The sequence below is a fragment of the Fluoribacter dumoffii NY 23 genome (genome assembly GCF_000236165.1).
Taxonomy (GTDB): Bacteria; Pseudomonadota; Gammaproteobacteria; order Legionellales; family Legionellaceae; genus Legionella; species Legionella dumoffii.
Window position 1 is genome coordinate 1,721,490 of record NZ_CM001373.1, and the last position, 17,715, is coordinate 1,739,204.

Genomic DNA, 17,715 nt, shown 5'->3' on the forward strand with positions numbered 1-17,715 from the left:
ATAATACAATATGACTAAAAGTAAAACCATTTCTATCATTGGAGCAGGTCATTTGGGTAGTGCTTTGGCACGAGGTCTAATTAAAAACGGATATCCCGCCGGTTCAATCACCTTCAGTAACCGAGATCCCAAGAAATCTGAACGATTAGTTAAAGAATTGGGAGTTTTATCTGCGAACAACAATATTCAAGCAGCTATGGATGCCGAGATCCTTATTCTTGCAGTTAAACCTCAATATATGCAGGATGTATGTTTGGAAATCGCATCCGCCTTGCAAAAGCATAGACCTCTAATCATATCCCTGGCTGGAGTAATAGATATAGCCAGTATGATGCATTGGTTCACTCAATCCGAGCTGGAAATTGTTCGTGTAATGACGAATACCCCAACCGAATTTTGTAAGGGGACCTCAGCATTGTTTGCTTCTGCCTCTGTGAGTGCTGAAAACAGGCTTTGGGTTGAAACATTATTTAATGGCGTAGGTTATACTTTTTGGGTTGAACAGGAGTCCCTGATAGATACGCTTACAGCACCCATTGGCTGTGCACCGGCTTATGTTTTTCTTTTTCTTGAAGCATTGCAAAAAGCTGCAATAAGCCGCGGGATCCCCGAAGAGCTTTCAGGAACAATTGCTTTGGAATCTGTGATCGGTGCCGCAGAGTTAGCAAAACAATCAGGTCGCTCTTTTGACCAACTGCGTGCAGGAGTCAGTACTCCAAACGGTGTGACCGCTCATTCTTTGGAGAGCATGTCGTTTAATGATTTTTTTGCTCTCTTCAAACAAATCTTTGCAGCAGCTGAGGAGCGTATTGAACAAATTACCCAATCATTAGGGAAGCAGTAGAAATAAAGAAGACCTATTACAATTTAGCAGTAATCCGGGAATATAACTCAAAATCCCGGATTACTGTATGCGGCCATTTGGTGAATCTGATGTGGTTAGCCAAGGCTTGCAATGGGTCTGACCCAAGGATTTAATCGCGCCAGGTTTTTGGGTAATTGGGTGATATGACGTTGTGCTTCGGTTCGGCTTCCATACTCACCTAGTGTCAGCACATACCAAACACCTTTAGCATTGGTAAAATGTTTTATTTTGGCATTTTGAGCGAGTAGTTTATTATTCTGCTGAAATCGTTCTATATCCTTGATGTTATGACTGGCGGCCACTTGAATGGTATACAGGCCGGTTTTGTTTTTAGAGCTGGGGGATTGCTCCTCTTTATCCTTTTTAACTGTGGGAATCTCGACTAACTTTGACTCGCGTTTGAGATCTGATTCAGGGCTTTCCCGTTTAAACTCAGATTCAGGAACTCTAGGTTCTTGTTCTGCCAAATTTTTTAATTTGGGAATCACCACAACCTTATCCACAATGGCAACAGTATCATTGGGCATTTCGTCATTAAGATCGTCCAAATCCTGTTTTTGCGGCAAGGAAGAATACACCAATTGTCGAGTGGAAGAATCCTGCCAGGAAGCAATTTGACTTACCAAAATCTCAGGCTGCTGCAGATTCACCTTTTCATTCTGGGCAGAATTAGTCAGTGACCAACCATGATAAAGAGAAGCCAGATCAAAGTGCTGGGAAAAGTAAAAACCAACAAATCCTGCTATTAAAGCAATGCTTGCTGCAATGCCTCCCTTTTTAAACCATTGCAATGGATCTGTTTTCTTTTGGGTAGCACATTTAAATACAAAAGATTCCAGGCTGCTGTTAATCCTGGCCACATTTCCTTTGGTGAGTTGATAAAATTGCTTAAACTGGGCATCGGTTAATGGTTTACTGATCAAATGTGCAGCCATGGCGCGCTGTAAAACATAGGTTCTGGTTTCGCTTTCATTTAATGAACCCAATTCTATGGTATGTACCAAATTGTCAAAATAGGCATCGACCAAATTGTTAAGCGTTGCAACAATAGAGTAATCCGAGATGAGACACAGGTGGAAGAAACTAAAATTCTCCTGATTCTTTATTGCTATCATCACTTCTTTAATAAAGGATTCTGGTAAATGGTGTGCATCATCAATCAGGAGTAATACATGGGCTTTACGCTCATTAACCTGGGTTACCAGAGAGCTAATGTCGGTATTTTCATCATGATTAAGATGTAATTGCGCTGCAATCTCCTGAATGATGGTTTCTCTATTACAAGGAGGTTTGACCGTCATAAAAACGGATTTGATTTGTTGATCCAGATTACTTTGCAACAAAGAGGAAAAAGACGTTTTACCTCCCTCTTTCTCAGCCAAAACCGTAATGAGTACATTGTTAAAAAGAATCAAATGATTAATGAAATCAATTTTAGCGAGCCAAGATCCTGGTTTAAACAATACCCTTGGTTGAATTACAGCCGCCACATCAGACTGAATCATTCCCTCTTTCATTTTTATTCTCCTCTTACAGCCGCAACAAGTGCATTATACAAACAATCCTCTGTTACGCCAGCTTCCAGATAACAATCTCCTGGCTTCTTAATTAACACAAAACGTAAACAGTTATTTTTAATTTTTTTATCCGATTGCATCAAGCCTATCAACCTGTCCAAATTAACCGTATTGGGAATTTTATGCGGCAAACCAGCAAAATGCAGAATTTGCTCCACCTGCTCCACTAATTGTTTATCAACTAACTGCATTTTATGCGATAAAAGGGTGGCACAATATAAACCAATTGCTACAGCTTCCCCATGCAGCCATTGTTGATAGTGGGTGTAGGTTTCCAATGCATGAGCAAAAGTATGACCAAGATTCAATAGGGCACGCTGCCCTGCTTCCTTTTCATCCGTTTCAACAAATTGCGCCTTTATACGGCAACATTCCGCAATTAATTGGGGTAACTGGGTACTGCTCGCTGCTAACCCCTGCTGAAGGGTTGTACTCAGCAATTTGAAAAAATCACCTCCGGCAAGCAATCCGTATTTGATCATTTCTGCTAAACCGGCACGAAACTCTCTTTCTGGAAGGGTGTTGAGTGTAGCCAGATCAATAATCACTGCCTGAGGTTGATAAAAACTGCCAATCATATTTTTGCCTAAAGCATGATTGATGGCGGTTTTTCCACCAATAGAAGCATCGATTTGGGCGAGTAAGGTTGTGGGAATTTGAACAAACTTAACACCACGTTGATATGTGGAAGCTACAAATCCAGTTATATCACCTATTACTCCCCCACCCAGAGCAATTAGTACCGTATCTCTATGATGCTTTTGTTGAATAAGTGCATCATAAATGGTAAACAAACTGTGTTGATTTTTATATTGCTCTCCATCCTTTAAAATCAACACGTCACATTGAACATCAGCAAAAGCAGCTTGCACCTGTTTTAAATATAAAGGAGCTATTGTTTGATTGGTAACTATGAGTACTTGCGAAGAGGTAACAATGGTTCGCAGAAAATTTGGGTTTTGCAAACCATTGCGGCAAATAAGAATGGGATATTGATGTTCTGTTAAAGAAACATCAACCTGATCATAAACCTCAAAGTTCGCCATAAATATATTTAATTATATTATTTGCAACTGCTTTGACTGTTAATTTATCTGTCTCAAAACTCACATCGGCTAACTCATTGTAGAATGGCTCGCGTTCGTCTCTCAATAACTCCAATCTTCCTTCAAGATCATTCGTCTGCAGTAATGGGCGTTTGGTATCGCGCTTGGTTCTTTCAAATTGCTGTTGTAATGAAGTTTTAAGATAGATTACAGTTCCACGCCCTGCTAATGCATTTCTGTTTTCAGGAGTAATTACGACACCGCCACCCGTTGCCAAAACAATGTTGGTCTTTTGAGTTAACTCTTCAATAACTTTTTGTTCGCGGCGTCTGAATCCCTCTTCTCCCTCAATATCAAAAATCCAGGAAATATCTGCGCCAGCACGCTCTTCGATCACTTCATCTGAATCAAAAAATTCTAACTTGAGCTCCTTTGCCAAAGCACGACCTATAGTGCTTTTACCTGCACCCATGGGTCCGATGAGAAAAATATTTCGTACTTTAACTATGCTCATTTTTTATCACATACCTCTTTAACTTAAATGTCATTAATTAAAGATCGAGTCCGAAATAACTTCCCATTTTAGCATTTAACTAAAACATGAACAGTAGCCAAAATTGGGGGATATTTGGGGCTCAACCCTAACTGTAATTTTCGCAGTTAGAAATTCCCGCTCATTATTCTACAACAAAATGAGCATATTTTATAACTATTTACTCACAATCATTTATATTATATCACTTCATTGCCAAAAAAGAGGCTCCATACGGAATCAGGTGTTACCAAAAACTCAAAAAGCATGTCAAAAATCAGAGATAGGGGCATCAATCGAGGCCTAATTGAGGAAATGAGTTTTTGAGTTTTCATTTCCCCGCTTTAAAATTTCAACGACCAACTCCCCAATACTCGCTATCTTTAAGGCAATAAATATATCATTTTTCATCAAATCGAATCGGTTTTCTGCCTTCAATTGTCGTTATTGATAATGAATTAGTAATAATTTTTGGAGTAATAAAAATAAGGAGCTCATCGTTTTTAAGCGATATTTGCGTATTTTTAAATAAATTTCCCACAACAGGTAGCTGGCCAAAAAAAGGTACCCGAGTTATTTTTTTACTCTTATCCTGCTGATAAATACCACCAAGAACAATTGTTTGCCCATTACTGACCAGGACGTTTGTTTGAATTTCTTTAGTCAATATTGAAGGTACGCCATTAAATAACTGGGGAGAGGCAGTATCCTGATTGATTTTCAACTCCATAAGAATCTTACTGTCAGGAGTAATTTGTGGGGTTACCTTTAAACTCAAGACTGCTTTTTTGAATGCTACAGCCGTTGCTCCACTTGAGGTAGCTTCCTGATAGGGAATTTCTTGGCCGGAATCAATTAAAGCAGGTTGCTGATTTGCAGTAATCAGTCTCGGACTTGAAATCAACTCAGCAAGCCCTTCGCTTTCCAGCGCAGACAGCTCAAGATCCAGTAAAATATTATCACCCAGTTGGGCTAATGCAATACCAACTGACGCGGGCACTGCACCCGTTACAGGAGCTGCAACCAAATCGAGGTTCAATCTGTCTGTAAATGGGACCACATTTGCAGGGGCAACACCTTGGGCCATCTGATTCGCACCAGCCAATGTACCGCTTAAATGCGGGGGTTTGGAAACACCCCATCGTATTCCCAAATCTTGTGCGAAATCTTTGGTAACCTCGACAATTCGTGCTTCAATAAGTACCTGCTTGACAGGTACATCCAACTGTTTGATTAAATCTCTGACTTCATCAATTTTAGTACCGCTGTCCTGAATCCAAATTGTATTCGTTCGCGTGTCGACACTTACTTTACCCTTATCAGAGAGAAGTGAATTTTGTTTGTCTTTAATCAAAATGGCAAGATCAGTGGCTTTGGCATAATTAATTTGGATGAGTTCCGATCGAACCGGCTCAAGCTTTTGAATAATATTCTGATTTTTAAGCTCTTCTGCCTCCATTTTATCAAAAGTAGCCTTATAATCTACCAATATCACATTTCCCGTCTGGCGCTTTGCCAGCCCCTGGGTAGTCAAAATAATATCTAAAGCTTGATCCCAGGGAATATTATTTAACCTTAAAGTGATATTACCTTGTACTTTATCACTCACTACAATATTAAGTCCGGTGAAATCAGCCAGTAACTGTAAGACCGCGCGTATACTGATATTCTGAAAATTCAAAGAAATTCTTCTTCCTGAGAAAACTTTCTTTTTTAATTTAGCCTGTTGTGCTTCCTCTTGGGTGAGGGGGAACACATCAATCATGAATTGTTTGTTTACCTGGTAAACATACTGACCAAAACTCCCCTTGTTAGATAACACCATATGCGCATTTTTCCCTACTTGCTGGAAAGTAACCAGTTTCACCGGACTGCGAAAATCAGATACATCAAAACGTTTTCTTAACTGCAGAGGGATTTTGGTGTTTAAAAATTTAACAAGAATTTCCTTCCCATGTTCTTCAACTTCAACAGGTACACTGGTACTTGAAAGATTGACTATTGCCCGCCCCCCTTGCCGCTCAACTCCGCGAAAATCAAAATGATTCACTTCATAACTGGTTTTAACGGGTCGATGTGTCACTAAAACTTCTTTAGGGCCTTTAAATAATTCATTACTTTTACCATTCAAGATAAGTGTATAAACCTTTCCTGAGATTGAGCCTAAATAGGGTACAGGATAATTTAAATCCAGAACGGCACGAATACGCGAACCTACTGCAACAAGGGTATAGGTATTGAGAGAGCCTATCTTTACTGCTTTGGTTTTTTGATCAACAGGTATTTGTAAATTGGAATCAATGAAATCAAGGACTATGCGTGCCGGTTTTTGGGTAACGAAACTTGCAGGTTCTTGCTTAAGAGGTCGCGCAAATTCGAAATCCATACGCAACTTCTCCTCAGGTAAAGGAATTACCTTTACTGATAAAAGCGGGTTATTTTGGGCAACAGCTATACTTAAGCTCATACCAATTAAAATGAAAAAAGCAGCTATTTTCCGCACTTTCGCTCCTACTTCCCAGTATATAATTCAATCGTGGTTCTATGTTTTTCCCACTTTCCTGAGGTTTGTGTTGTTTCTATCAATTGAATTGCATCATTTTTAATCGATACAATACGGCCATAATTCTGTCCCATATAATTCCCTACGCGCACATGAGTAATATCTGAATTAGGGAGTTTTATCAATGCCCAGGTTTCATTATCTTGTCTTAAAGTACCTACAAATTTTAATGCATCCAGTGGATAAGATTCTAATGGTTCTTTAGGCCGGTTTTTATCCGGTGCATTCAGATCAACCTGTTTTTGGGGACCAATCAATTTAAAGGGATTGCGTCTGTTAGCACTTTCAGGAAATACAAACGTAGGCAAAGGTGAAAATGAAGGAATGGGTTCAATTTGTCTGGTTTTTCTGTTCTTCACTTCATGGATGTAATGCCTCAAATCACTGTTATCAGCGGAGCATGCAACCAGTAATAAAGATAATGAACAAATACAGGCAATTTTTGTTTTCGGCTCATCATTGTGTGCGGTATCGATATATTTTAGCAGTAATGTTCATCACCAATTCATCTCCCGAGACTATTTTTTGATCTTTGGAAGACACCCCTTCAATAGAAAAATCATGTAACGTTACAATACGATTCATCTGGGCCACGCGACTTACAAACATCGCCAATTGAAAATAAGTTCCAACTACAGAAATTTTTATAGGCAATTCCACATAAAAATCATGTGATACTTCTGGCTGCGGCGCAAACAATTCAAACGTTAATCCTAATGCCACCCCTGTTTTAGATATCTCTTCCAATAAACCCGGCATTTCATTTTTTTCTGGGAGCTGCTTCAACATCGATACAAAGCGCTCACTCATAATTTTTAACTCTTCTCGATAGGCGGGTAAATTAAACAACTGTCTTTGTTTGTTTTCCAGATCAGTTTTTAAAGTTGCTTCCTGTCCTTTCAACCTATCAAACTGATTAAAGTTATCTTGTATGATAAGCCAATATCCCAAGCCGATAATTAAAAGGCTTACCCCTATAAGAACACTTATTTTGACCGCTAGCGGCCATTGTCCCACATTTTCCAGAGTTAGTTCATTCAGGTTAATGCTATTCATAGTTTAATCCCGATCTGGAATTGAGGCGCTAGGATAAAAGTTAGTTTAAATTCATTTTTAGCAATCGGGTTTTTCTCTTTTTCATTAGTTTTATTATTCTCTTCGCTCTTGATTTCACTTAGAACCGGATTATGAAGCCAATCATTATTTTCTATGTTTTTCATTAATATGGAAACAAAAGTATTCGACTCAGTGTACCCGGTAACGGAGATGGTATCATTTTTGCCCTCGACTTTGGTAAAATAAATCCCCGATGGCGTGACCTTAATGAGTTCATCAAATAAGTGCACCATTAAGGTGCGGGTAGATTGTAAATGCTGAACTATGGACATTCTGGAAATAAGCATTTCTCTGGCTTTTTCCAGATTTTTAATTTCTCTCAATTGCGCATCCATATCATTAATTTCTTTTTGAAGCATTTGATTGCGAGTGATTTGGTTACTTACTAAGCCCGAAGCATAAGAGTTTATTAAAAAAACGATAAACGCCGCTGCCACGACGCACCCAAGCAACATGGTGGCAAACAGTTTCTTTTCCTGCTCCCGTTTTAACTCGCGCCAGGGAAGAAGGTTAATCTGCGTCATATAATCTCACTTAATATCCCTTAAGGCCAAACCACAAGCAACCATCAGTGCTGGAGCATCATTATTGATAGAATCCAGATTTACCATTCTGCCCGGGGTCATATTGGCAAAGGGATTAGCAATCGTGGTGCTCATCCCAAGCCGCTCCTGAACCAACGAAACCAGCCCGGGAAGTTTTGCTAATCCACCCGCTAACAGGATATGGTCAACATCCCCGTCCTGACTGGTAGAATAAAAAAACTGCAGGGTTCTCTTGATTTGCAATAAAATATCTTCTTTGAATGGCTCTAAAACTTCCTTTTCATAGTCTTCAGGTAATTCTCCATTTTCTTTTGCAAGCGCCGCTTGTTCCAGGGTCATTTTATAATGTTCTGCAATGGACTCGATTAATTGTTTACCGCCAAATTTTTCTTCCCTGGAATAGACTAATTTCATTGCTTGCAGAACAAATAAATGGGTATAGCATGCACCAATATCAATAATGGCAATGGTTTTATCCTTTCCGGATGCAGGTAAATCTTTTATAAGTTGTTGTGAGGCACGCTCCACGGCAAAAGACTCTACATCAATTACCACCGCATCCAAACCCGCCCGAACTGCGGTTTCAACACGCTGGTTTACATTTTCGGCTCGTGATGCAACTATGAGAACATCGAGCATATGCGGATTTTTTTCAGAATGGCCTAAAATTTCAAAATCAAGATTAATTTCATCTATAGGATAAGGGATGTATTTATCAGCCTCGGCAACAATCAACTCCTCCATTTCATCATCATTTAAACCTTCATTGATTTGTATTAATTTACTGATAACGGATGCGTCAGGAACAGCCAATGCGGCCTGTTTGCATGGAGTATGCAAGCGTTCGATTACTTTTTTAATACAACGTGAAACCGTTTCTATGTCTTTAATTGTGTTTCCATCCATTGCATTTGAGGGTAATACTTCACGTCCATAGTTCTCAACGACAAGCGCCCCGTCTTGCCCTGAAATTTCCAATACTTTAACCGTGGTTGATGTTATATCTATTCCGAGAATTGAACGATGCTTGGGTTGAAACAATTTGAGCATGTGTCCTATTCCCTTGAATCTTCCATGCATTCAAAAAACACTCCTCTAGAACCATTTCTTGATGTTAACGTAAGCTATTAAAAAATTACAATGTTTTCTGCATTTGTTACCATAGCATAAATGATTATAAATTGTCATTTTTACCACTTCATCATCACCAACTTGCACTTCGCAAAAACATTTAATATAGTGAAAGACCAACTTGTAAGGGGATTTCACATTTTATGCTTTAAAAGGAGATTGGCATGACTCGATTAGAAGAATTAATTTATTCACTCGCTACCGTTATAGTACGTTATCATGATGCACAGCGAGTACCTCGTAAATTAGTCGATGAAAATGACCCTACGGTACTCAAAGAAAAATCTCGCGAATCTGCCAAAAAAATAATCCAAAATACTGAAGTTAATTTTGACATACGGCTAAAAGAACTCATCGTTGCCTGTACCGCAGACTATGCAGATCGCAAACCCTTCCTTAGTTTTCTTTTACACGAAATAACTTTTCTTAAAGCTCAGCTGGATAGAAAGGTTCCCTACTCCCCAGAAGAATTGGGATTATATCGCCAACAAATAATTCAACTTCTTTTGGATTTCCAGCAGTTATTGAAGGTCTCGAAAGACAAAGTATTTAAAGTAACACACAGCAGCTTCACTGACGAACCACTTCGTATTGAGTTAAATGGATTGATGAATAACAGCTGGTTTGAAAACTCTTATTGTAATTCAGGTCTTCTAATTATGGATGAAGTTCTGGATAAATGCAGACTGTCAATAAAATCCAGTCCGGAAGCCATCAAAAATTATGCCTATGATTTATGCGAGGAGCATGAAAAGACCTTACCCAATAAAGAAAATCTGCGATTAAAAGAAGAACTGCAGCAAAAAGAAGAAACCGCTGAAAAAGAAAAAGCCCAAAGAGAAAAAGCCGAGAAAGAAAATTTAGAGTTAAAAGAAAAATTGAAGGAATTAGAGGAAACCGCAGAGAGAGAAAAGACGGCAAGAGAGAAGCTCGAGAAAGAAAAGTCGGAAATAGAGGCTCAATTACTGGAAAAAGATACCAAACTGCAGGAAGCGGAAGAAAAAAATAAAACACAACAAGTAATTATTAATGAGTTACAGAACTATAAAAAGTCAAAGGAAGAAGAGGGAGGGCTGATTCGGCGCTATCCAGTTATGGCCCCTGCTTATATGACAGGTTTGGCTGGAATTCTTCAACAAAGAGGAGCAACGAACGCTCGTTTTTTCCCAATAGTCCCCCAAATAACTCCCTCGTCATCTGAAAATGTGGTTGAAGATGAGACCCCCTCACTGATTAACGAATAAGGGGAAGAGACTTTGTTCCATGTGTTTCATTGGATTTTGTCACGGAAATTCAATGAAACACGAAATAAAGTACTAAAATTACCCTCTTTTTTGCACAAAACTCGCAATCTTATCGAGAATCACTGTATAATATCCGCCAAATTTTATTTAAAGAACACATGACTCTATGAAAATGGCATACTTCTGGCGTAAAGGTCTATGGGCGCTGATGAGCCTGTTTTTTGTTTTGATAGTAGCAGGTAGTTTCTTATACCTCTATCTTGAAAGCCAACTCCCCAATGTAGATTCCTTAAAAACAGTACAATTGCAAGTACCTTTACAAATTTTTAGTAAGGAAGGTTTGCTAATCCAGGAATATGGTGAAAAAAAACGAATCCCCGTCACCTATGATGAAATACCGCCTATGCTCATTCATGCATTGATTGCTACCGAAGATCAGCGCTTTTTTGAACATCCTGGCGTTGATGTTTTAGGTCTTGGCCGCGCAGCAGTACGTATGGTGAAAACCGGAACAAAATCTCAGGGCGGCAGTACCATTACCATGCAAGTGGCACGCAATTTCTTTCTAAGCCGCAAAAAAACCTTTTTACGTAAATTTAATGAGATCATGCTGGCTATAAAAATAGACAGGGAGTTGAGCAAAGAAAAAATCCTTGAGCTCTACCTTAACCGAATTTACCTTGGGAATCGTGCTTATGGGGTAGGTGCTGCAGCAATGGTCTATTACGGCAAAACCCTCAAAGAATTAAACCTGGCTGAATTAGCGATGATTGCGGGCCTTCCTCAAGCCCCTTCCACACAAAATCCAATTGCGAACCCCCTTGCCGCCAAAAAACGCCGCGATCATGTGTTAGAGCGCTTATTGGAAGAGCATTATATTAATGAAGAACAGTATCAAAATGCCATTAATCAACCTATTACTGCCAAATATCATGGTACCAACATTGAGGTAAAAGCACCGTATGTAGCTGAAATGATTCGTCAGTCCCTATACGACAATTTCGGTCCGGATGCCTATACAAAAGGCTATAAAGTATACACAACCATTGATGGGAAATTACAAAATACCGCCAATGATGTAGTTGAAAAAAATTTAATAGCCTATGACCATCGGCATGGTTATCGTGGACCTGTTGCCACTATTGGCGAAAAAGACAGCAAATCCTTACGGGCAATTCAAAAGAACCTGGAGAAATATCCGGAGCTTAACCATCTTGTTCCTGCAGTAGTTACTGAAGTACATGAAAGAGAGGCTACAGCTAAATTACAAAGTGGACAAACCATTCTTATTCCCTGGGCTGGCATGTCCTGGGCTAGGCCCGCTCTGAAAAATGGTTGGGTAGGGAAGTCACCTTCCAAAGCAATGCAAATTGTTGCTGTTGGGGATATTATTTATGTTCGCTCCACCAAAGACCATTGGGAGTTATCGCAGATTCCTGAAGCTGAATCAGCGATGGTAGCACTTAACCCTAAAAATGGGGCTATAGAAGTTCTTGTTGGTGGATTCAATTTCCAAAAAAGTAAATTTAATCGCGCCACCCAATCAAGCAGACAACCTGGTTCAAGCTTTAAACCCTTTGTATATGCAGCCGCATTAAATAATGGTTATTCTCTGGCCACATTAATTAATGATGCACCTATTGTCGTTGATGACCCCAGCCAACCTAATCTCTGGCGCCCCCATAATGTAAACCTTAAATTTAATGGACCAACACGTTTAAAACAGGCTTTGGTCCAATCCAAGAATCTCGTTTCCATCCGCATCCTCGATGATATAGGCATTAATTACACCATCGATTTTCTAACTCGTTTCGGATTTAACAAGAAGACTCTTCCCAAGGGGCTGTCTCTGGCCTTAGGCAGTTTATCCATCAGTCCTATGGACCTTACTGCTGCTTATGCCATTTTCGCAAACGGCGGCTACAAAGTTGAGCCTTATCTCATTGATCATATTACTGATACAGAAGGTAAAATTTTGTTACAAGCCAAACCCACCATCGTGTGTAACAACTGCAATGAGAATGTGGATCACTCCACCCTTGCACCTCGAGTCCTTCCCGAAGACATTACCTTTTTGATGTATACCGCATTAAAAGATGTAGTTCAGCATGGTACTGCACGTGCAGCTCGTGTGCTCAACCGTCAAGATATAGCAGGTAAAACAGGCACAACCAATGACCAGGTAGATGCCTGGTTTGCGGGGTTTAATTCTGATCTTGTGGTGACAACCTGGATTGGTTTTGATAATCCAAAATCCTTACATGAATATGCAGCGGGACTTGCTCTGCCTTTATGGATAGACTTTATGAAAGTTGCTTTAAAAGGAAAACCGGAAAGCGAAATGAAGCAGCCTGAGAACATAGTCGCTGTCCGTATTGATCCTCACAGCGGCTTGTTGGCTCATCCGAATCAGGCAAATGGAATCATTGAGTATTTTCGTAATAAGGAAGTTCCTGCAGAAGAGGAACCAACCCCTGTTTATAACGCAAGCAATGATCAGCAGCAACTGCCACCCGGCGAGGACAGTTTGTTTTAATCTTCTCTGTTCTCACAATTGACAGCGAGTGCAACTCCAAGGAGATGCGCCATCATTAAATTGTGCACAATTTCTGATATACCCAGGCCCTGTCGAGGATTTGCGGATCCAGAAGTTGTGCTTAATCCTAAAGTATATAGACAAGCAAAATTGCTGGGAATGCATACAAAATCAAATCTCAGGCAACGAAAGTTATAATCAAATGGAAGGGATAATCACTAATTTCCAGATTTTGTTTGCTCATCCAGAATGAATCATCGCCTGGGTAAACTCTTGTGCACCCAGGCTATACACATATGAGAAAATTAACGACCAGCTAATGCAATGGCTGCAGGTGTATACTCATACCCTAAATCACGTGCGACCGCATCAAAAGTAATTTTACCCTGATGCACGTTTAGGCCATTGAGTAAATGTTTATCATTTAACAAGGCCAATTTCACCCCTTTGGTAACAATGCTCAATACAAATGGCAAGGTGGCATTATTCAAGGCAAAAGTTGATGTTCTTGGTACTGCACCTGGCATGTTTGCAACACAATAATGCACCACATTATCAATAACATAAGTAGGCTCTTGATGTGTTGTAGGACGACTTGTTTCAAAACATCCACCTTGGTCAATTGCTACATCCACCAATACCGACCCTGGCCTCATTGATTTAAGCATGGAGCGAGTAACTAATTTTGGAGCAGCTGCACCGGGAACCAACACTGCACCAATTACCAAATCCGCACGCGACACATAGTTTTCTATAGCATCGACCGTGGAATAAACAGTATTAATTTTGGAACCGAATTGGAAATCCAATTCATTTAAACGCTGTAACGAGCGGTCAAGCACCGTAACTTGTGCCTCCATTCCCATCGCCATACGCGCCGCATTAGTTCCAACGACTCCCCCACCAATAACTACTACATTTGCCGCAGCTACACCGGGAACGCCTCCTAATAGAATACCGCTACCTCCTTGAGCCATTTCCAGGCAATGAGCACCAGCCTGAATGGACATTCGTCCAGCAACTTGTGACATAGGAGCTAATAAAGGCAAACCGCCCCCTTCTTCAGTTACTGTCTCATATGCAATAGCTGTCACTCCAGATTCTTTAAGCATCCGCGCCTGATGTGGATCTGGGGCTAAATGCAGGTAGGTAAACAGAGTCTGGCCTTCACGCAAGCGTTTGCACTCGATGGGTTGTGGTTCTTTTACTTTTACTATAAGTTCCGCTCTGGAGAATACTTCATCAGCACTATCTACTACCTCTGCTCCCGCATGCCGATAATCCTCATCAGAAATCCCGATTCCTAATCCAGCGCCCTTTTCCACTATAGCGGAGCTTCCTGCTCTTATAATTTCCCTAATACTAGAAGGAACAAGACCTACCCGATTTTCCTGGGGTTTAATTTCTTTTGGAACACCTACTAACATACTCTCTCCCTCTAACGTTTTTTTAATTGTTCGATCAATTGTGGTACAAGCTCGAATAAATCGCCAACCAAACCATAATCAGCGATTTGAAATATAGGCGCATCTTCATCTTTATTAATGGCAACTATTATCCTGGAGTCTTTCATTCCTGCCAAATGCTGTACCGCTCCGGAAATTCCTACAGCGATATAAAGCATCGGAGCAACTATTCTTCCAGTTTGCCCTACTTGATAATCATTAGGCACAAATCCAGCATCTACTGCCGCACGGGATGCTCCCACAGCTGCTCCAAGTACATCAGCCAATTCTTCTATCAGCTTGAATTTTTCGGCACTTTGCAGTCCTCTTCCACCTGAAACAACAATTTTAGCGCTGCCCAAGTCAGGACGTTCCGATTTGCTTAATTCATGTTTTACGAATTGGCTGTCTTTTGCAACATATTCTTTGTCGATTTGTTCAATGCAACAACTTGATTGGCTTTCAGTTACAGGATTAAATGCTGTGGAGCGAACAGTCAAAACTTTTATCGGATCAAGCACCCTTACAGTTTCTATGGCATTCCCTGCATATATTGGGTGTTCGAAGGTATCCTTATCAATAATTTTACTGACATCCGAAACTTGGGTTACATCCAATTGTGCTGCAATGCGAGGAGCAATATTTTTACCGAAAGTGCTGGCCGGAGCTAATATTGCCTTGAATGAGTTCGCAAACGAAAGAACCACTTCACTGACTTGCTCTGCCAGAGGATGTTCGTAACAGGGCTTATCAATGCACCAAACAGCATGTACGCCTGCAAGAGAAGCAGCCTGTTCAGCAACAGTTTTACATTGATGCCCTATAACAAGCAAAGTCGGATTTTCGCCCAGTTCCAATGCCGCAGCCAGGGCATTGCGAGTACTTGGGTGTAAGGTTTGATTATCATGTTCAACGAGTACTAAAGTGCTCATCACTCCCCCTTATCAAAGCACTTTGGCTTCATGTTGTAATTTATCCAATAACTCAGTCACTGATTCCACTTTCACTCCAGCACTGCGAACTGCAGGTGCAGTGACTTTCAATATCTCAACATGTTTTTTTAGTGACAATCCCATGTTCTCTAACCGCAAAACATCCAAGGGTTTCTTTTTTGCTTTCATAATATTGGGTAGACTGGCATATCGTGGTTCATTCAAGCGTAAATCCGAACTTACTACAGCAGGCAAACGCACACTGATTGTCTCCAGTCCGCCGTCAATTTCGCGAGTAACCATTAGTTGTTCGCCTTGGGGTTCGATTTTGGAAGCATAGGTAGCCTGAGGCCAATTTAGTAAAGCCGCCAGCATTTGCGGTGTTTGATTGTTGTCCCCGTCTATAGCCTGTTTTCCCATTAACACTAAATTGGGTTTCTCGTCCTCAACAATCTTTTTTAAGATTTTTGCGATATTAAGGCTTTCCAATGAATCTTGAGTTTGGACCAGAATTGCTCTGTCCACCCCTAAGGCGAGAGCATGCCTTAATGTTTCCTGTGAGCTATCACCGCCAATACATACAGCGATTACTTCAGTAGCCCAATTTTTTTCACGTAAACGTAATGCTTCTTCCACTGCAATTTCATCAAATGGATTCATTGCCATTTTTATATTTTGGGTTTCAACTCCGGAATGGTCCGATTTGACCCGAATTTTGACATAAGGGTCGATTACACGCTTCACTGCCACGAGAACTTTCATAATTCCTCACTGGATAATCAAAACAAATGCATCTTGCCAGACATTCTGTGCCAAATTCAAGGGGGAAAGTCTATTTAAGCTGAGTCCGGCACCTTTATCCTAAGTAAACCAACGTCCGTTCGAAGCGGGTACTGAAGTTTAAACAGGATTTCAATATAATAATTCACACCTTCCCCAATACAGCAGGCTCCATGCCACAATCCTCTTGTAACAGCCTAATCACGCGCTCAGCCCGGTCTACAGCCAAAGCAGTTTTCCCCCCTTTCACGTAAACATCGGGAGTTTTTTTAACGAGTTCCAATGCTTCATGGGCTTTAGCGATTTTTTGTTCTACAGGTAAATCATCATCTTTATCTATTACACGCATCCTGAGCAAAAAAGCATCCAAGGCGCGCGACTTTATTCCTCCAGCCCGAAAGCTTATAAAAAATTGCTGCTGTAATAATCCAAGATAGGATTCAATGGGTGCAGCGATCATTTTTAATTGGGGCGTTTTAAAATTATCCCCCGCATTGCAATTTTGACTCGCAAGAATTAAATCCCGGCAAAAATTCTCATCAGCACCTAGGTCAGCCGATTTTTCGGAAGAATCACCAATTAATGGAATTAGAATCGTAGAGCCTATCTGCAAACTTATATCATAACATTGGCGGGATGCCCAAAAAGTCATCTCCACCAGGCGAACCAGTAAAGTCGTAGTGGTAGTTGCAGAAACTAGTGAAATTTTTTGCAACGTACGCCCCAGATTTTGTAACCCTTTTAAATTACTGCTTTCCATATATTGCCCACTCTGTAACAAAGCAAAATAAAGGGCATAAACAGCAAATAATTCTTCAGCAAAAACAAAAGTACCAAAACTGATAAAAACCATGGGGAGAAACGCAATCAACGCACGTATTCCTCTAGGTTTAATCTTTCCTACTTGATCAAAATAACCGCCAGATTGTTCAAGTAATCCCAATAGACTTACATAAAAGTTACGTTCGGTATAAGTCCTGGAAGTATTTTTTAAATTTTCCAACCATTTTTTAAGATCTTCCCGAGTTGTAATATCATCGAATTTAATCGGTTTAAAATCCTGGGGAGATGTTAATTTCCCATAACAAAGGCTTAAGGTCTTAAAACAAGCACCATCATTACGATCTTCAGATAAATTCTTTTCGAGCCATCTCACTTCAGGATTGAATTTCTCTTGAAGATCAGGATGAAAAAACAAAGATAACCGTTTATAATTTTTTCGGATTTTATTTTTATCTGGTCCATCTTTAAGCAATAATTTATTAATTACTTTTATAAAATTGGAATCAAGACGTAAAAGCGCCTCGTTATTTAAATCACTTGCATAATTTTTTTTTTCTTCATCATACCTGGCATAGACGCATACCAGAGTTTTTAACTCAGTCTCTATATTCATAACCTCT

15 protein-coding genes are annotated in these 17,715 nt (G+C 40.1%); 3 read left to right on the forward strand and 12 right to left on the reverse strand.

All coding sequences use genetic code 11. The annotated features are described in order from the left end of the window. Positions 1-10 precede the first annotated feature (10 nt). Positions 11-844 carry a pyrroline-5-carboxylate reductase gene (gene proC / locus KYQ_RS07740; protein ID WP_010653142.1) on the forward strand — a complete coding sequence of 278 codons (834 nt, stop codon included), beginning with the start codon at positions 11-13 and terminating at the stop codon, positions 842-844. Positions 845-939: 95 nt separating this feature from the next. Here the strand turns inward: proC and KYQ_RS07745 are convergent, their stop codons facing one another. From KYQ_RS07745 to KYQ_RS07785, 8 genes are all read right to left on the reverse strand, one after another. Then, positions 940-2,382 (reverse strand): SPOR domain-containing protein, encoded by a 1,443-nt coding sequence (locus KYQ_RS07745; RefSeq protein WP_010653141.1) that lies wholly within the window; start codon positions 2,380-2,382, stop codon positions 940-942. Positions 2,383-2,384: 2 nt separating this feature from the next. After that, positions 2,385-3,488: a 3-dehydroquinate synthase gene (gene aroB, locus KYQ_RS07750; protein ID WP_019349827.1), complete on the reverse strand. Its 1,104-nt coding sequence runs from the start codon at positions 3,486-3,488 to the stop codon at positions 2,385-2,387. After that, positions 3,475-4,002 (reverse strand): shikimate kinase AroK, encoded by a 528-nt coding sequence (gene aroK / locus KYQ_RS07755; protein WP_010653139.1) that lies wholly within the window; start codon positions 4,000-4,002, stop codon positions 3,475-3,477. The genes aroB and aroK overlap by 14 nt, the downstream gene beginning before the upstream one ends. Positions 4,003-4,420: 418 nt before the next feature. Further along, positions 4,421-6,523 (reverse strand): type IV pilus secretin PilQ, encoded by a 2,103-nt coding sequence (locus tag KYQ_RS07765; RefSeq protein ID WP_010653138.1) that lies wholly within the window; start codon positions 6,521-6,523, stop codon positions 4,421-4,423. Positions 6,524-6,531: 8 nt separating this feature from the next. Further along, positions 6,532-7,059, reverse strand: a complete 528-nt coding sequence (locus KYQ_RS07770; RefSeq protein ID WP_035748869.1) for a pilus assembly protein PilP — start codon at positions 7,057-7,059, stop codon at positions 6,532-6,534. Further along, complete coding sequence (locus KYQ_RS07775) at positions 7,040-7,639, reverse strand: type IV pilus inner membrane component PilO (protein ID WP_010653136.1); 600 nt, start codon at positions 7,637-7,639, stop codon at positions 7,040-7,042. The genes KYQ_RS07770 and KYQ_RS07775 overlap by 20 nt, the downstream gene beginning before the upstream one ends. After that, complete coding sequence (locus KYQ_RS07780) at positions 7,636-8,223, reverse strand: PilN domain-containing protein (protein ID WP_010653135.1); 588 nt, start codon at positions 8,221-8,223, stop codon at positions 7,636-7,638. The genes KYQ_RS07775 and KYQ_RS07780 overlap by 4 nt, the downstream gene beginning before the upstream one ends. A 6-nt stretch (positions 8,224-8,229) precedes the next feature. Then, positions 8,230-9,294 carry a pilus assembly protein PilM gene (locus KYQ_RS07785; protein ID WP_010653134.1) on the reverse strand — a complete coding sequence of 355 codons (1,065 nt, stop codon included), beginning with the start codon at positions 9,292-9,294 and terminating at the stop codon, positions 8,230-8,232. Positions 9,295-9,539: 245 nt separating this feature from the next. Here KYQ_RS07785 and KYQ_RS07790 point away from each other — a divergent pair, with 245 nt between their 5' ends. Continuing rightward, entirely contained in the window at positions 9,540-10,619 is a 1,080-nt protein-coding gene (locus KYQ_RS07790; RefSeq protein ID WP_010653133.1) for a hypothetical protein, read from the forward strand. 166 nt (positions 10,620-10,785) lie between these two features. Beyond that, complete coding sequence (locus KYQ_RS07795; RefSeq protein ID WP_010653132.1) at positions 10,786-13,155, forward strand: penicillin-binding protein 1A; 2,370 nt, start codon at positions 10,786-10,788, stop codon at positions 13,153-13,155. A gap of 305 nt (positions 13,156-13,460) precedes the next feature. On the opposite strand, the gene ald is transcribed toward KYQ_RS07795, so the two are convergent. The 4 genes from ald to KYQ_RS07815 form a co-directional block, all read right to left on the reverse strand. Beyond that, complete coding sequence (gene ald / locus KYQ_RS07800; protein ID WP_010653131.1) at positions 13,461-14,582, reverse strand: alanine dehydrogenase; 1,122 nt, start codon at positions 14,580-14,582, stop codon at positions 13,461-13,463. Between the two features lie 11 nt (positions 14,583-14,593). Continuing rightward, a complete protein-coding gene (locus tag KYQ_RS07805; protein WP_010653130.1) occupies positions 14,594-15,532 on the reverse strand; it encodes an electron transfer flavoprotein subunit alpha/FixB family protein in 939 nt (312 codons plus the stop codon). A 12-nt stretch (positions 15,533-15,544) separates the two neighbouring features. Continuing rightward, positions 15,545-16,294 carry an electron transfer flavoprotein subunit beta/FixA family protein gene (locus KYQ_RS07810; RefSeq protein WP_010653129.1) on the reverse strand — a complete coding sequence of 250 codons (750 nt, stop codon included), beginning with the start codon at positions 16,292-16,294 and terminating at the stop codon, positions 15,545-15,547. 163 nt (positions 16,295-16,457) lie between these two features. Next, the gene (locus KYQ_RS07815; RefSeq protein WP_010653128.1) at positions 16,458-17,708 is read right to left on the reverse strand and encodes a hypothetical protein; all 1,251 of its coding nucleotides are present in this window, start codon (positions 17,706-17,708) and stop codon (positions 16,458-16,460) included. Positions 17,709-17,715: the final 7 nt, after the last annotated feature.

Coding starts and splice junctions, on each gene's coding strand:
- KYQ_RS07810 (WP_010653129.1), bottom strand. CDS start 16,294: ATGAAAGTTCTCGTGGCAGTGAAGCGTGTAATCGACCCTTATGTCAAA.
- ald (WP_010653131.1), bottom strand. CDS start 14,582: ATGTTAGTAGGTGTTCCAAAAGAAATTAAACCCCAGGAAAATCGGGTA.
- aroK (WP_010653139.1), bottom strand. CDS start 4,002: ATGAGCATAGTTAAAGTACGAAATATTTTTCTCATCGGACCCATGGGT.
- KYQ_RS07785 (WP_010653134.1), bottom strand. CDS start 9,294: ATGCTCAAATTGTTTCAACCCAAGCATCGTTCAATTCTCGGAATAGAT.
- KYQ_RS07780 (WP_010653135.1), bottom strand. CDS start 8,223: ATGACGCAGATTAACCTTCTTCCCTGGCGCGAGTTAAAACGGGAGCAG.
- aroB (WP_019349827.1), bottom strand. CDS start 3,488: ATGGCGAACTTTGAGGTTTATGATCAGGTTGATGTTTCTTTAACAGAA.
- KYQ_RS07790 (WP_010653133.1), top strand. CDS start 9,540: ATGACTCGATTAGAAGAATTAATTTATTCACTCGCTACCGTTATAGTA.
- KYQ_RS07815 (WP_010653128.1), bottom strand. CDS start 17,708: ATGAATATAGAGACTGAGTTAAAAACTCTGGTATGCGTCTATGCCAGG.
- proC (WP_010653142.1), top strand. CDS start 11: ATGACTAAAAGTAAAACCATTTCTATCATTGGAGCAGGTCATTTGGGT.
- KYQ_RS07745 (WP_010653141.1), bottom strand. CDS start 2,382: ATGAAAGAGGGAATGATTCAGTCTGATGTGGCGGCTGTAATTCAACCA.
- KYQ_RS07775 (WP_010653136.1), bottom strand. CDS start 7,639: ATGAATAGCATTAACCTGAATGAACTAACTCTGGAAAATGTGGGACAA.
- KYQ_RS07805 (WP_010653130.1), bottom strand. CDS start 15,532: ATGAGCACTTTAGTACTCGTTGAACATGATAATCAAACCTTACACCCA.
- KYQ_RS07795 (WP_010653132.1), top strand. CDS start 10,786: ATGAAAATGGCATACTTCTGGCGTAAAGGTCTATGGGCGCTGATGAGC.